Consider the following 13,455-nt stretch of genomic DNA (forward strand, 5'->3'; position numbering starts at 1 on the left):
GGGCTAGGCCAGCCGACTCGAGAGACGGTCTATGCGCGCGATCGACTCGGCCTTGCCGAGCAGCTCGAACGACTCGAAGAGGGGCGGCGAGATCTTGCGTCCCGATGCGGCGACACGAAGAGGACCGTAGGCCACGCGTGGCTTGAGCCCGAGGCCGTCGATCAGTGCTGCCTGCAGCGCGGCCTGAATCTCGGCGGCGTTCCAGTTGCTCTCTTCGACCAGTTCGAGGGCGTTCAGCGCCGCGCTGAGCACGAGCCCGGTGTTCTCGGGGAGCCCGGCCAGGGCATCCGGCTGGTATTCGAGCTCGGTACCCGGGCGGAACAGAAAGCCGAGCATGGCCGGCGCCTCGCCGAGCAGCGCCATGCGCTCCTGAACCAGCGGCGCGGCCTTCAAGAGCAGCTGCTCCTGGTCGTCGTCGAGGGGCTCGGTCAGGATGCCGTCGCGCACGAGATAGGGAATCGTGCGGGCCGCGAAATCAACACTGGCGAGCATGCGGATGTGGTCGCCGTTGATCGACTCCGCCTTCTTCAGGTCGAAGCGGGCCGGGTTGGGGTTCACGTCTTTCACGTCAAACGCGGCAATCATCTCGTCGATCGAGAAGACATCGCGATCGTGGGTGAGCGACCAGCCCAGCAGCGCGAGGTAGTTGACGAGGCCCTCGGGAATGAAGCCCCGGTCGCGGTGATGGAACAGGTTGGACTCGGGGTCGCGCTTCGACAGCTTCTTGTTGCCATCGCCCATGACATAGGGCAGGTGGCCGAACTGCGGCACCCACTCGGCCACGCCGATGTCGATGAGCGCGTGATAGAGCGCGATCTGGCGAGGCGTCGACGAGAGCAGGTCTTCGCCGCGAAGCACGTGCGTGATGTGCATCAGCGCGTCGTCGACCGGGTTGACGAGCGTGTAGAGCGGGGCGCCGTTGGGGCGAACCACCACGAAGTCGGTGAACGATCCCTCGGGGAACGTGATGTCGCCGCGAACCAGGTCGGTGAAGCTCAGCTCGGTGTCGGGAACGCGCAGGCGCAGGGCGGGCTGCCGACCCTCGGCCTTGAAGGCTGCACGCTGCTCGTCGGTGAGAGTGCGGTCGAAGTTGTCGTAGCCGAGCTGCTTGGCGCGGCCGGCTGCCTCGTTGCGCGCGTCGATCTCTTCGGCGGTCGAGAAGCTCTCGTAGAGGTGGCCCGAGGCCTTGAGCTTCTCGATGACCTCGAGATAGATGTCTGTGCGCTCCGACTGGCGGTAGGGCGCGTCGGGACCCCCGACGTCGATGCCCTCATCCCAGTCGAGGCGCAGCCAGCGCAACGCGTCGAGCAGCTGACCGTAGCTCTCCTCCGAGTCGCGAGCCGCGTCGGTGTCTTCGATACGGAAGACGAGCTTGCCGCCCGTGTGCCTGGCGTAGGCCCAGTTGAACAGGGCGGTGCGGATCAGGCCGACGTGCGGCGTACCGGTGGGCGACGGGCAGAACCGAACGCGAACGTCGGCGCCAGTCGCGGTGGACACAGGGTGCAGGGAGGGATTCGACATACCTCTCTAATCCTACCGATCAGCGGCGCCTAGCGGTTCTTGGCCGGGTTACTCAAGAGCCCGAGGCCCTCGATTGAGATCTCGACCTTCTGGCCGTCGACGAACGGCCCGACTCCCGCAGGGGTGCCGGTGAGAATCACGTCGCCGGGCAGCAATGTCCACACGCTCGACGCGAAGGCGACGATCTCGGGTATCGAGTGGATCATCTGGTTCGTGTTGCCGCTCTGACGCAACTCGCCGTCGACGCGCACCTCGATGGCGGCATCCGAGAAGTCGAATTCGGTCTCGATGACCGGGCCGAGCGGGCAGAACGTGTCGTACCCCTTGGCGCGGGCCCACTGGCCATCGGCCTTCTGGATGTCGCGGGCCGTCACGTCATTGGCGATCGTGTAGCCGAAGACCACGTCGGCGTAGTCCTCCTTCTTCACATCTCGTGCGATGCTGCCGATCACGATGGCGAGTTCGCCCTCGTGCTCGACCTGCGAGCTCTCACGCGGCAATTGGATGGCGTCGCCCGGGCCGATCACAGATGTGTTGGGCTTCAGGAAGATGAGGGGTGTGGTCGGCGCCTCGCCACCCATCTCGGCCGCGTGGTCGGCGTAGTTCTTGCCGACTGCGACGACCTTCGAGCGAGGGATGACCGGTGCGAGCAGCTTGACGTTCGCATCGAGCGGCACTCGCTCTTCTGTGGTCTCGTAGCCCACGAACATGGGATCGCCCACCAGAACGACGATCTCCGTCTCATCGACGATTCCGAACCGGGGCTCTCCCCCGCTGACCGTAAAGCGCGCAATTTTCACGCTTCCGAGCCTAGTCCGAACGCTACGCTATCGAGGGGCGAGCAACTCCTCGCCCATCACGGAGCAAGCCTCGAGGAGCACAACCATGTCCGACTATTCCTTCGGCGGAGCGGCCGACATCGACCGCGCGATCGGATTCCTCGTGAGCCTCGACAACGAGCAGCGCAACGCCCTCGCCGTGCTCGAGATCGACCAGGCCATCGACGAGCTGCAGGCCGAATACGTGAAGGTTCAGGCAGACCCGAGCTACGTTCCGAGCCACGAGTTCATCGCAGCGCTCAGCGGCTACCTCGAGATGGCCGACGACCGCGAGCGCGAGTAGCAAAGCTGCGCTGATCGAGTAGGCCGCCTGCGGCCGTATCGAGATCACGACCGACAGTGGTCTCGATACGCTCGTGCCTCGCTACTCGACCAGCGCTATGGCCCTACGCGTCGAGGCGGGTTAGCCAGCCATGGACGTCGGGGATGCGACCGTACTGAATGTCGGTGAGCTCCTGGCGCAGCGACATCGTGAGTTCGCCGGCCGGGGCATCCGGGTCGCCGACCAAGAAGTCGTCACCCTTCAGCGCAGCGATCGGCGTGACGACCGCGGCAGTGCCGCAGGCGAACACCTCGACCACGTCTCCGGATGCGACTCCGTCACGCCACTCGTCGAGGGTCACCTTGCGGTGCTCCACCTTGTGCCCACGCGCCTTGGCCAACTCGATGATGCTGTCACGGGTGACGCCGTCGAGGATCGACGACGATTCGGGCGTGACGAGCGTGCCGTCTTTCTTTACGAGGAACACGTTCATGCCGCCGAGCTCCTCGAGGTACTTTGCCTCTGACGAGTCGAGGAACAGCACCTGTGCGCAGCCGTTGGCGTACGCCTCCTCCTGAGGAAGCAGAGACGAGGCGTAGTTGCCACCCGTCTTCGCCGCACCCGTGCCCCCGCGACCCGCCCGCGCGTAGTCGGTCGACAGCCAGATCGACACCGGGGTCACTCCACCGGGGAAGTACGCACCCGCGGGGCTGGCGATCACGTAATAGCCGACCTTCTGTGCGCTGCGCACGCCGAGGAAGCTCTCGTTGGCGAACATGAACGGCCTGATGTAGAGGCTCGTCTCGCCGCCCTCGGGTACCCATGCGCCATCGGCCGCGATCAGCTGCTTGAGCGACTCGACGAAGTCGTCGGTCGAGAGTTCGGGCAGGGCCAGACGCCGTGCGGAGCGCTGCAGGCGCTCGGCGTTCTTCTCCGGCCGGAAGGTCCAGATCGATCCGTCTGCGTGACGGTAGGCCTTCATCCCCTCGAAGATCTCCTGGGCGTAGTGCAGAACGCTTGCCGCGGGGTCGAGCAGCAACGGACCGTATGGAATGACGGCGGCGTCGTGCCAGCCGTCGGCCAGGGTCCAGTCGATCTTCACCATGTGGTCGGTGAAGTGCTTGCCGAAGCCCGGGTCGGCCAGGATCGCCTCGCGCTCGACCTCGGCACGCACCGCCTCTGACGGAGTGAGGGTGAACGTGAGCGGGAAGGTGCTGTCGAGATCGGTCATTGCGAGTTCCTTAGTCGAAAGGTTCGGTGTCAGCGGGCGAGCGACGCGGCCACGGCGTCTCTGATGGCGTCGCCCACGGCACTCGTCGTGCGCGGTCGGTCTGCCTGCCGGGTGGCGATGTCGGCCGTCACGGCGTCGCGAACCGTGCCCGCGGCATCCGGAACCCCGAGGTGATCGAGGAGGAGTGCCACCGACAGGATCGCGGCCGTGGGGTCGGCGATCTGCTTGCCTGCGATGTCGGGCGCGGATCCGTGGACCGGCTCGAACATGCTGGGGAAGGCTCCGTCGGGGTTGATGTTGCCCGAGGCCGCCAGGCCGATTCCGCCGCTGATTGCGCCGGCCAGATCGGTGAGGATATCGCCGAAGAGGTTGTCTGTGACGATGACGTCAAACCTAGCAGGGTCGGTGACCAGGAAGATCGTGGCGGCATCGACGTGCAGATAGTCGACCGCGACCTCGGGGTACTCGGCCCCGACGGTGTCGACGAGCCGGCGCCAGATGCCTCCGGCGAAGGTGAGCACGTTGGTCTTGTGCACCAGTGTCAGCTTCTTGGCCGGCCGTGACTGGGCAATTTCGAAGGCGAAGCGCACCACGCGCTCAACCCCGTAGGCCGTGTTGATCGACACCTCGTTCGCGATCTCGTGCGGCGTGCCGACGCGGATGGCCCCGCCGTTCCCGACGTAGGGGCCCTCCGTTCCTTCGCGCACGACGACGAAGTCGACCTCGCCAGGGTTCGACAGCGGGCTGTCGACGCCGGGGTAGATCGTGGTGGGGCGCAGGTTCACGTAGTGGTCGAGGGTGAAGCGCAGCTTCAGCAGCAGGCCTCGCTCGATGTTGGCGTTCGCGAGGCGCGGGTCCCCCGGCACTCCCCCGACGGCGCCGAGCAGAATGGCGTCGTGCGACGAGATGGACGCGAGATCGTCGTCGGTCAGCACGTCACCCGTGGAGAGAAAGCGTGTCGCACCGAGCGAGAACTGCGTCTTCTCGATGGTGAGGCCGGCCGACGGCGCCACCTCGTCGAGCACCTTCACTGCTTCGGCGACGACCTCCGGGCCGATACCGTCTCCGGGAATGACGGCCAGTCTGATGGTGCGCGACATAGTGCTCCTGCGTTGGATCGGTTCGAAAACGACAAGTGCAAGATTACTTGTCAACGCCTTACCGCAGAGGACGCTGCGTCCATATGATGCCAATTATGAGTATTGGATTCGGAATCTTCCTGTTCGCCGTCGGCGCCATCCTCGCCTTCGCGGTGGAAATCCAAGTGGATTGGATCGACCTGCGCATGGTCGGATACATCCTGATGGGCGCGGGATTCGTGGTCACCATCCTGGGACTGGTACTGATGGCGCGTCGCCGCCAGAGCACGTCGACCACGCGCACCGCGGTCGACCCCGCCACAGGCCAGCGCGTCACTCGTCAGGAGAACTCGCAAGACCCGCTGTAAATCGGTGACGATCGACCGGATGCGCCGTGCCAGGTCGGCGTTGCGTTTCAGTTGTGTAAATGGACTGTAACGCGTTGTCGCACCGGCACTTTTCGTGACTTCGGGAGTTCTAAACTCCGAGCATGACACTGACCGCCGCCCCAAAAACACAACTCGTCGAACCCGGCGGTATCGAGCCGATCCCGGCGGATAGACGCCACGGGTCGCCATGGCAGTTGTTCGCGACCTGGACCTCGCCTAACCTCGAATTCGCCACGATCTTCGTGGGCGTCATCGCCGTTCTCTATTTCGGGCTGAGCTTCTGGCAGGCGGTGGCCGCCCTCCTCCTGGGCAACTTCCTCGGCAGCCTGAGCCAGGGCTTCCTCTCGACGTGGGGGCCGCGCGAGGGCCTCGCCCAGATGCTGCTCGGGCGCACGGCCTTCGGGTTCTGGGGCAACATCGTGCCCGCCGGCCTGAACACGGCGATGGCCGGACTCGGCTGGTTCGCCGTCAACTCCATCAGCGGAGCCTTCGCGCTGGCCACTCTGACCGGATGGAACCCGGTACTCACCCTCGCCATCGTCGTTGTCGTCGAGGTGACCGTGGCGTTCGTCGGCCATGACATCGTGCAGCTCTTCGAGCGGTACGCCATGTTCGTACTGGGCGCGATCTTCCTCATCGCCGGCATCTTCATCCTCTCCAACGCCGACACGGCGACCCCGGCGGCCGGCGACGGCTCCGGTGGCCTCGGTGGCTTCGCCGGCTTCATGCTCGCGGCCGGTGCCGCATTCGGCTACACCGCCGGGTGGAACCCCTATGCGGCTGACTACACCCGGTACCTGCGCGCCGATACGGACCGCCGAAAGATAGCCATCGCATCCGGCCTCGGCAATTTCGTCTCGACCAGCTTTCTCATGATCGTGGGTGCAGCATCCGCGACCATCGTGCACAGTGGTCTGGCCGACGACGCCAGCCCGACCGATTCTTTCACCGCGGGAATGCCGGGCTGGATCTCGTCGATCACGCTCCTCGCCATCGCCGTCGGTGCTGTTTCGGCGAACGCGCTGAACATCTATTCGGGGTCGATGTCGTTCCTGGCGATCGGCATCAAGATTCCCTTCGAACGCCGTCGAGCGATTGTGGCTCTTGGCTTCGGCGTGCTGGGCTTCGTCATCGCCCTGCTCGCGATGTCGGACGCCGGCGCGAGCTACGAGAACTTCCTGCTCGTGATCTCCTACTGGATCGCGCCGTGGCTCGGCATCGTTCTCGCCGACCGGTGGTTGCGCCGCGGCACCGCCGTACTTGCGCTGGTCGTCGACGAGAAGAACAAATACCGCAACCCCGCCGGAATCATCGCTTTCGTCATAGCGGCCGTCGTATCGATCGGCCTCTTCTCCAACCAGGCCGTCTATGTAGGCCTGATCGTTCGGTCGACACCCGAGATCGGTGATCTCACGGCACTGGTCGGCTTCGCCCTGGCGGCGGTGCTCTACGTGGTGGTCTTCCGACTCGTGCGACCGGCGCTTGGCGCCCCTCTGTCGACCGACACGACCCTGCCGGCTGCGCGAGTGGAGGCTGACGCGTGATCTACGAGACCGATGCTGAGAAGTTGGCCGTCGCCCGAGCCGAGGCCGAGAAGGGAGCCGCGGAAGGCGGCATCCCGATCGGCGCGGCATTGTTCACGAGCGCTGGGGTTCTGCTCGGCAGCGGCCACAACCGCCGAGTGCAAGATGGTGACGCGGCAATGCATGCCGAGACCAACGCGTTTCACAACGCCGGGCGCCAGCGCAGCTACCGAGACACCGTGATGGTCACTACCCTCTCGCCGTGCTGGTACTGCTCGGGCCTCGTGCGCCAGTTCGGTATCGGCCGCGTCGTGGTCGGCGACGACCGGAATTTCCTGGGCGGGCAGGACTGGATCGCCGAACACGGTTGCGCGGTCACAGTGGTCAACGATCCCGGCCTGATCACGATGATGGCGGCGTTCATCGAGGGCAACCCAGCGCTGTGGAACGAGGACATCGGCGAGGAGTAGCTCCGGCGCTCTGTCGGTAAGATCGCAACGGTGAGCGAACGCCTTCCGGTCAACCCCGCGTCGACGGCGGAGAACCGCTCCTCTGTGGCTGAAGGCATCGGCTTAGAGGTTCGCGCCGCCAGAGTTCTGCTGGGCATCAGCATGCGTGAATTGGCCAAACGAATCGGCACCTCACAACCGTTCGTCTCGAACATCGAGAACGGTCGCATTTTTCCAAGTCTGCGCACCCTCGGTCTGCTCGCCACCGCGCTCGATGTGCCGGTCGGCAAACTCTTGCCGAGCACCAGCCGGGTCGAACGCATCACCGCATCGCAGATCGGGCGCGCTCGTGCACGCAGCGAAGGCCCGGTGCGGCCCCTGCTTACCGTCGGCGAGCTCCGCGCGGTGAGAATCGAGATCGCTCCCGGTGAGGTCGAGCGACGTCCGGTCATGCACGAAGGCGAAGAGTTCGTCATTCTGCTCGCGGGTGTTCTCATCCTTCTCCGTGAGGGGCTCCCCCCGCTGAGGATGGAGAGCGGCGACACTCTGTGGCTCGACGGCACGGTGCCGCACCGCTTCGCCTGCCCCGACGAGTCACCCGTGCCGGGCTCGGCATTCATCGCCCTCGTCGGCCACGATGCTCTGGACTCACACTCGTGATCACCGAAGGATGGGAGCTCGGAGTAGGCACTCGCGTGCGCGCTGCCCGCGAGGAGAGAGGGCTCACGACCCGGGCGCTTGCCAGTCTGGCCGGGCTGTCGCAATCTCTCCTCTCTGATGTCGAGAATGGCCGCACCCTTCCGAGTGTCTCCTCGCTCTACGCGATAGCGGAGGCGCTCGGAACAGGTCCCGCCGAACTGCTTCCGCAAGACGACGACAGCGCCCGGCTGACCCAGCATGGGGTACCACTACCGGCAGAAGGCCCAGGCGAGGCTGTGTCGACGCGCATGCTTTTCGGCGCACCGGGGCGGCGCATCGAGGCCTATCTGTCCAGCTATCCGCAGGGGCAGACAGATCCCGTGCCCTTTCAGCACTCGGGCGAGGACATCATCGTCGTCGTCGAGGGGCGGATGACGCTGACCGTCGGCGACCGTGCGCAGGAGCTGCGTGCGGGCGATGCCGCGTGGCTCGACGCTTCGGCCCCGCATTCCATCGAACCTCTTGGGCCCGACGGCGTGCGCACGATCGTGATCTCCGCGCGCTGAGCAGCGCGCGACAGCCGAACGCGGTTCAGGCTGACGAGGGCAGGGATACAGTCGAGCCCGTGTGATAGATGAGCGGCCGAGCCGTCTTGTGCGCGCTCGCGCCTGTCACCTCCAACACGACGACGAAATGATCGCCGGTGGGCATGGCGCTCAGAATGCGGCATTCGAGCCAGAGGCGCGCGCCAGAGATGAAGACCGCGCCATCGACCGTGCGTCCGAGCACCGATCTGTCGAAGCGGTCTCCCGTACGCGAGGCAAGTCGACGAACCTCCTCGGCGTTGTTCTCCGACAGAACAGAGACACCGATGCGTGGCGCGGTCGACAGCGACGCCCACGTTTTCGAGTCGCGTTGTATCGACACGAGCACACACGGAGGGTCGAACGAAGCACCGACGGTCAACGAGGTCACGACCATGCCTACCGCGCTCTGGTCGATGTCTGCGCAGATCGCCGCGACGCCAGCCGGATACTCGGCGAACATCTGCCTCACGGCCGCGGGGTCGGATGGAACGGGAGGCATCTCCACACGTCCGGAATCGTCGTCGGGCACCTCGAACTCGGCCCACGGCTGCGTCCACTCCATCGTTCTCCACTCCGCATGGGCGCATCGGAGCCCACGTCTAGTCCAGAGCCTCTCCCTGCCACATTTCCGACGCATTACGAAGCGGAGAACGATTTGTAACAGTTATCGCTTCATAGTCAGTGACTACAGGGAAGGGCCTCTTCTGCGTCTTGTCCGTCATTGCAGCCCCATGCGATGATCGGTAGGAGATATCACCCAGATCGGGTGGCACCGTATTCTGCAGGGAGATCTCATGGTCAAGCAGCTCATCCTCGGGGCATTCGAGGAGTTCACTCCGAACTTCATCGCCAACGCTTGGCATCACGAACGAGGCGACACCAGCGCGTTCGCGACACTGGGATTCTGGCAGGACCTGGCGGCTCGTATGGACGCGGCCGGATTCGACTTCTTCTTTCTGGCGGAAGCCATCGGCTACCCGATGAATGATTCCGGGCAGGTGCCCGAAGCCGTCATCCGGGATGCCGTGCAATTCCCTGTGCACGACCCGCTCGCGCTGATCTCCGGACTCGCTGCGGCCGCCCCGCGTATCGGCTTCGTCGCAACGGCGTCGACGACCGCGCAGCATCCGCTGCTCAACGCCCGCACCTTCACCACCCTCGATCACCTCACCGATGGGCGCATGGGCTGGAACATCGTCACGAGCGACAACCAGCAGGCCCTCGTGCGCCTGCTCGGCCAGACGGATGTGACGCCGCACGACGAGCGCTACGCCCGCGCGACCGAGTTCGTCGACCTCTCCCTGCGACTCTGGGAGGAGGCGTGGGACGACGGGGCGGTCCTCGCCGACAAGGCGACCCGCACGTTCTCCGATCCGGCGAAGGTGCATCGCATAGAGCACGACGGAAAGTACTTCCGGTTCGACGGATACTTCCCCGCGACACCCTCCCCGCAACGCACCCCTACCCTCTTTCAAGCGGGCACCTCGGCCGCCGGCACAGCATTCGCCGCACGCTACGCCGAATGCGTGTTCACTCAGGATCGAGAACCCGCGCGCCTCGCAGCAACCGTCGCCCGCCTGCGCGCCCAGGCCGTCGCGGCGGGCCGACCGGCAGACTCCATCAAGATCATCAACGGAGCGAGCTTCGTGATCGCCGACACGGTGGACGAGGCGCAGCGCCTGCGGGCGGAGCTCAACGCGACCCCCACCAGAGAGGCGACCGCTGCCCTATTCCTGGGCTGGTCAGGGGTGGACCTCGGCGCCCTCGATCCCCACGCCACACTCGATTCCGTCTCGACCGAGGTGGGCCACACGATGATCGACATGTGGCGGAATCCGGACGGTACGAGCCCAACCGTCGGCGAGATCCTCGACTCGCTAGCCTCGACCTTCGGCGGGATTCGTTTCACTGGAACCGTCGAATCCATCGCTGCAGAGATCGAGGCACTGGTCGAGCAGACCGACATCGACGGGTTCCTCGTCGAGAACTGGTACGGCGGCTACGAGGGCTATCGCGACTTCGTCGAGATGCTGATGCCTGTTCTGCGAGAGCGTGGACTGCTGCCCGACGTCGCCCGCTCGGGCACCCTTCGCAGCATGCTGACCGGAGAGCCCGACGTGCCCGAGTGGCACCCGGCTCGCACTGTCCGCGGCGCCCAGAGCGGTGCGTGAGGCGATGGACGATCCCCTCGACAGCGCCACGGAGGCACTCCTCCTCGCACTGCCCAAGGTCTCTCTGCACAACCACCTCATCGGTGCCGTGTCGGCCCAGACCGTGCTCGATCTCGCTCGCAAGCATGGCATCGTCATCGATGGGGGTCGCGATGCCGAGACGCTGTACGACCACGACTCCTACGAGGATCTCAACGAGTTCCTGCGCGTATTGGATGTCGCCGGCTCCGTCATGCGCGACGCCGACGACTTCCGCCGAGTCGCCTTCGAGACCCTGACCGACGGCGGTGCCGCGCTCGGCGTCGTGCATCGCGAGATCTTCCTGAGCCCGCCGGGGCATCCGGGCGTGCCGTATCGCACGATCATCGACGGGGTGCTGGCGGGTATGCGCGATGCCGAAACCGAGACGGGCATCACGAGCCGCATGGTGATCGGCCTCAACCGCAATGATTCCGCCTCTGCTGCCGTCGAACTGGTGGAACAGGTGATCGAGCATCGCATCGACGAGGTCGTTGGCATCGGACTCGACTATTCGGAGCTGATCGGCCCTCCGGCGCGCTTCGTCGAGGCGTTCCAGCTCGCCGGCCGGTCGGGACTTCACCGCACGGCGCACTCCGAGAACGGCCCGCCCGCCAACATCGAGGTCATCCTCGACGAACTCGGCGGCGAGCGGATCGACCACGGTTACCACGTCGTCGACGACGCCAGAATCACGGCGCGATGCGTCGAAGAGAACATCGCCTTCACCTGCACCCCGGTGAGCTCGGACATCGGCCGTTACTCCGGAAGCGGCGACGGCTCACACCTGCGGATCGCGCAGATGGTCGACGCAGGACTCTCCATCACCATCGACTCCGACGATCCACCGATGTTCGGCACCGACGCCGTCAACGACTTCCGCGCGCTGGCCCGCGCTCTCGGCTACGGCCTGCCCGAGTTCGCGCGGTTCACTCGGAACGCGGTGAGGGCCGCGTGGCTCGACGACAGCGACCGCGCAACCCTCTCGCACACGGTCGAAGCACGTCTGTCAGCCCTGAAGCGCAGCTAATTCGCGAACGCCCGACACTCGGGCGCGTCTAGGAACGTGTGTTTCGCAGCGAGAACAGGGCCAACACGATCGCCAAGACCATCAGGCCGACACCGATCCCCGATGTCAGAACCACGCCGCTGTCGAACGACGCCCGGGCCGACTCGAGCAAGATCCTGCCCGCCGGACCACCGACAGAGCCTGCTACCGAGACGGCACCACCGAGAGTCTCGCGCGCGGTCTCGGCGTCCTGTGGGCTGAGCCCGGCCGGCAGGCTGACCCCGCTCCGATATGCCGCCGTCAGAATACTTCCGAGCACGGCCGTGCCGAGCACTGCACCGAGTTCGTACGACGTCTCAGACACTCCAGATGCCGCGCCCGCCTTGTCTGCCGGCACCGACGAGATGATCAAGTCGTTCGAGATGGTCTCTGCTGCTCCGATTCCGAGGCCCAGCACCGCGAACGCGATCGCCAGAGTCGTCTCGCTCGCGTGCTGGCCCGTGACCATGATGATGGCGTAGGCCGTGCCTGCTAGCGCGAGACCCGTGGCGACAACAAAGCTCGGCCTGATGACGCGCACGATCGGAACCACGACCAGTCCGGAGATGACCATCACGATCAGGCCCGGAACCAGCGCCAGAGCCGCGTCGAGGGGGCGCATTCCCAACACGAGCTGAAGGTGTTGCGACACGAAGAAGAGAAACCCGACGAGCGAGAAGACACTCACCAGGTTGATGAGCACGGCACCAGTGAACGCTCCGCGACGAAACAGCCTCATGTCGAGCATGGGGTTCTCTCTGGCGAGCTGACGACGCACAAAGAGTGTGCCCGCCGCCGCGCCGATCAGTACAAGAAGCACCTGCTGCCATTCGAAACCGTGCGTCGCGAACTCTTTGATCGCGAACACGAACGGCACAAGCGTGATCATCGTGAGGCCGATGCTGACCATGTCGATGCGCCCCGGGTTCGGGTCGCGCGATTCAGGCACGAGCAGCGGCGCGAACACGAGAAGCGGGATCAGGACCGGCACTGCGATGAGGAAGACGGAACCCCACCAGAAGTGCTCGAGGAGGATTCCGCCGACGATCGGGCCGAGGGCCGACCCTGCGGCGAATCCGGCTGCCCAGATCGCGATCGCGAGTCGTCGCTGCTCGCGATCGAGGAAGATGCTGCGTAGCAGCGACAGCGTCGATGGCATGAGCATCGCGCCGAAGAAGCCGAGGCCCGCGCGGGCGAGAATCAGCAGCTCGGCCGTGGGCGCGAACGCCGCCACGATCGACACGAGAGCAAAACCCGTGGCGCCGATCAGCAGCAGGCGCCGACGGCCCCATCGGTCGCCGAGGTTGCCCATGGCGACGAGAAGTCCCGCGAGCACCAGCGGATACGCATCGATGATCCAGAGCTGTGCGGCGGCAGACGGGCGTAGCGATTCAGAAATAACCGGCAGGGCGAAGCTCAGCACCGTGTTGTCGACGCTCGAGATGAGCACCGGCAGCATAAGGACGGCCAACGCAAGCCAATGCCGAACGGATGCGCGAGGCGCCCGCGCGTCGTCGGCGCGCTGAGCGGGCGTAGGTGTGGTGAGCAGAGCCATGATCGGAGTTCTTCGTTTCTTTTGTTTCGTCTGTTGCGCGACCTTCACTATACCGTCCGGCCGGTACAGTCGCCCTGTCTTCAACGCTCCGATTGCGTCGAGCATTCCCGTCGAGAGTGACGAGGTTGTGTCGGGTGCTTCTCG

General features: G+C 65.3%; 14 protein-coding genes. 8 read left to right on the top strand and 6 right to left on the bottom strand.

The window, feature by feature from the left end; all coding sequences use genetic code 11:
• Nucleotides 1-3: 3 nt before the first annotated feature.
• The gene (gene gltX / locus B9Y86_RS01375; protein ID WP_085482222.1) at nucleotides 4-1,521 is read right to left on the bottom strand and encodes a glutamate--tRNA ligase; all 1,518 of its coding nucleotides are present in this window, start codon (nucleotides 1,519-1,521) and stop codon (nucleotides 4-6) included.
• A 29-nt stretch (nucleotides 1,522-1,550) separates the two neighbouring features.
• The gene (locus B9Y86_RS01380) at nucleotides 1,551-2,321 is read right to left on the bottom strand and encodes a fumarylacetoacetate hydrolase family protein (RefSeq protein WP_085482224.1); all 771 of its coding nucleotides are present in this window, start codon (nucleotides 2,319-2,321) and stop codon (nucleotides 1,551-1,553) included.
• A gap of 85 nt (nucleotides 2,322-2,406) precedes the next feature.
• Between B9Y86_RS01380 and B9Y86_RS01385 the strand changes: the two genes are divergently transcribed.
• Nucleotides 2,407-2,643, top strand: coding sequence for a hypothetical protein (locus tag B9Y86_RS01385; protein WP_085482226.1), 237 nt, complete (start codon nucleotides 2,407-2,409; stop codon nucleotides 2,641-2,643).
• 103 nt (nucleotides 2,644-2,746) lie between these two features.
• Here B9Y86_RS01385 and B9Y86_RS01390 read toward each other — a convergent pair whose 3' ends face one another.
• A complete protein-coding gene (locus B9Y86_RS01390) occupies nucleotides 2,747-3,853 on the bottom strand; it encodes a branched-chain amino acid aminotransferase (protein WP_085482228.1) in 1,107 nt (368 codons plus the stop codon).
• A 29-nt stretch (nucleotides 3,854-3,882) separates the two neighbouring features.
• Complete coding sequence (locus tag B9Y86_RS01395; protein ID WP_085482230.1) at nucleotides 3,883-4,953, bottom strand: 3-isopropylmalate dehydrogenase; 1,071 nt, start codon at nucleotides 4,951-4,953, stop codon at nucleotides 3,883-3,885.
• Nucleotides 4,954-5,048: 95 nt separating this feature from the next.
• On the opposite strand from B9Y86_RS01395, the gene B9Y86_RS01400 reads away from it, so the two are divergent.
• The 5 genes from B9Y86_RS01400 (at nucleotide 5,049) to B9Y86_RS01420 (ending at nucleotide 8,498) form a co-directional block, all read left to right on the top strand.
• Entirely contained in the window at nucleotides 5,049-5,300 is a 252-nt protein-coding gene (locus B9Y86_RS01400) for a DUF6458 family protein (protein WP_085482233.1), read from the top strand.
• A gap of 122 nt (nucleotides 5,301-5,422) precedes the next feature.
• Nucleotides 5,423-6,865, top strand: a complete 1,443-nt coding sequence (locus B9Y86_RS01405) for a purine-cytosine permease family protein (protein ID WP_085482235.1) — start codon at nucleotides 5,423-5,425, stop codon at nucleotides 6,863-6,865.
• A complete protein-coding gene (locus B9Y86_RS01410) occupies nucleotides 6,862-7,314 on the top strand; it encodes a nucleoside deaminase (RefSeq protein WP_085482237.1) in 453 nt (150 codons plus the stop codon). The genes B9Y86_RS01405 and B9Y86_RS01410 overlap by 4 nt, the downstream gene beginning before the upstream one ends.
• A 30-nt stretch (nucleotides 7,315-7,344) precedes the next feature.
• On the top strand, nucleotides 7,345-7,953 hold the full coding sequence (locus B9Y86_RS01415; RefSeq protein WP_085482239.1) for a helix-turn-helix domain-containing protein: 609 nt from the start codon (nucleotides 7,345-7,347) through the stop codon (nucleotides 7,951-7,953).
• The gene (locus tag B9Y86_RS01420) at nucleotides 7,950-8,498 is read left to right on the top strand and encodes a helix-turn-helix domain-containing protein (RefSeq protein ID WP_176223217.1); all 549 of its coding nucleotides are present in this window, start codon (nucleotides 7,950-7,952) and stop codon (nucleotides 8,496-8,498) included. Before B9Y86_RS01415 ends, B9Y86_RS01420 begins: the two co-directional genes overlap by 4 nt.
• A gap of 25 nt (nucleotides 8,499-8,523) precedes the next feature.
• On the opposite strand, the gene B9Y86_RS01425 is transcribed toward B9Y86_RS01420, so the two are convergent.
• The gene (locus B9Y86_RS01425) at nucleotides 8,524-9,081 is read right to left on the bottom strand and encodes a flavin reductase family protein (RefSeq protein ID WP_176223218.1); all 558 of its coding nucleotides are present in this window, start codon (nucleotides 9,079-9,081) and stop codon (nucleotides 8,524-8,526) included.
• Nucleotides 9,082-9,313: 232 nt separating this feature from the next.
• Here B9Y86_RS01425 and B9Y86_RS01430 point away from each other — a divergent pair, with 232 nt between their 5' ends.
• The gene (locus B9Y86_RS01430; protein ID WP_085482245.1) at nucleotides 9,314-10,690 is read left to right on the top strand and encodes an NtaA/DmoA family FMN-dependent monooxygenase; all 1,377 of its coding nucleotides are present in this window, start codon (nucleotides 9,314-9,316) and stop codon (nucleotides 10,688-10,690) included.
• 4 nt (nucleotides 10,691-10,694) lie between these two features.
• Complete coding sequence (add, locus tag B9Y86_RS01435; RefSeq protein WP_085482247.1) at nucleotides 10,695-11,738, top strand: adenosine deaminase; 1,044 nt, start codon at nucleotides 10,695-10,697, stop codon at nucleotides 11,736-11,738.
• A gap of 28 nt (nucleotides 11,739-11,766) precedes the next feature.
• On the opposite strand, the gene B9Y86_RS01440 is transcribed toward add, so the two are convergent.
• Nucleotides 11,767-13,311: an MFS transporter gene (locus B9Y86_RS01440; protein WP_176223219.1), complete on the bottom strand. Its 1,545-nt coding sequence runs from the start codon at nucleotides 13,309-13,311 to the stop codon at nucleotides 11,767-11,769.
• Nucleotides 13,312-13,455: the final 144 nt, after the last annotated feature.

This window comes from Agreia pratensis, from assembly GCF_900177685.1.
GTDB classification, from domain to species: domain Bacteria; phylum Actinomycetota; class Actinomycetes; order Actinomycetales; family Microbacteriaceae; genus Agreia; species Agreia pratensis.

Coding starts and splice junctions, on each gene's coding strand:
- gltX (WP_085482222.1), bottom strand. CDS start 1,521: ATGTCGAATCCCTCCCTGCACCCTGTGTCCACCGCGACTGGCGCCGAC.
- B9Y86_RS01385 (WP_085482226.1), top strand. CDS start 2,407: ATGTCCGACTATTCCTTCGGCGGAGCGGCCGACATCGACCGCGCGATC.
- B9Y86_RS01390 (WP_085482228.1), bottom strand. CDS start 3,853: ATGACCGATCTCGACAGCACCTTCCCGCTCACGTTCACCCTCACTCCG.
- B9Y86_RS01395 (WP_085482230.1), bottom strand. CDS start 4,953: ATGTCGCGCACCATCAGACTGGCCGTCATTCCCGGAGACGGTATCGGC.
- B9Y86_RS01400 (WP_085482233.1), top strand. CDS start 5,049: ATGAGTATTGGATTCGGAATCTTCCTGTTCGCCGTCGGCGCCATCCTC.
- B9Y86_RS01405 (WP_085482235.1), top strand. CDS start 5,423: ATGACACTGACCGCCGCCCCAAAAACACAACTCGTCGAACCCGGCGGT.
- B9Y86_RS01425 (WP_176223218.1), bottom strand. CDS start 9,081: ATGGAGTGGACGCAGCCGTGGGCCGAGTTCGAGGTGCCCGACGACGAT.
- B9Y86_RS01430 (WP_085482245.1), top strand. CDS start 9,314: ATGGTCAAGCAGCTCATCCTCGGGGCATTCGAGGAGTTCACTCCGAAC.
- add (WP_085482247.1), top strand. CDS start 10,695: ATGGACGATCCCCTCGACAGCGCCACGGAGGCACTCCTCCTCGCACTG.
- B9Y86_RS01440 (WP_176223219.1), bottom strand. CDS start 13,311: ATGGCTCTGCTCACCACACCTACGCCCGCTCAGCGCGCCGACGACGCG.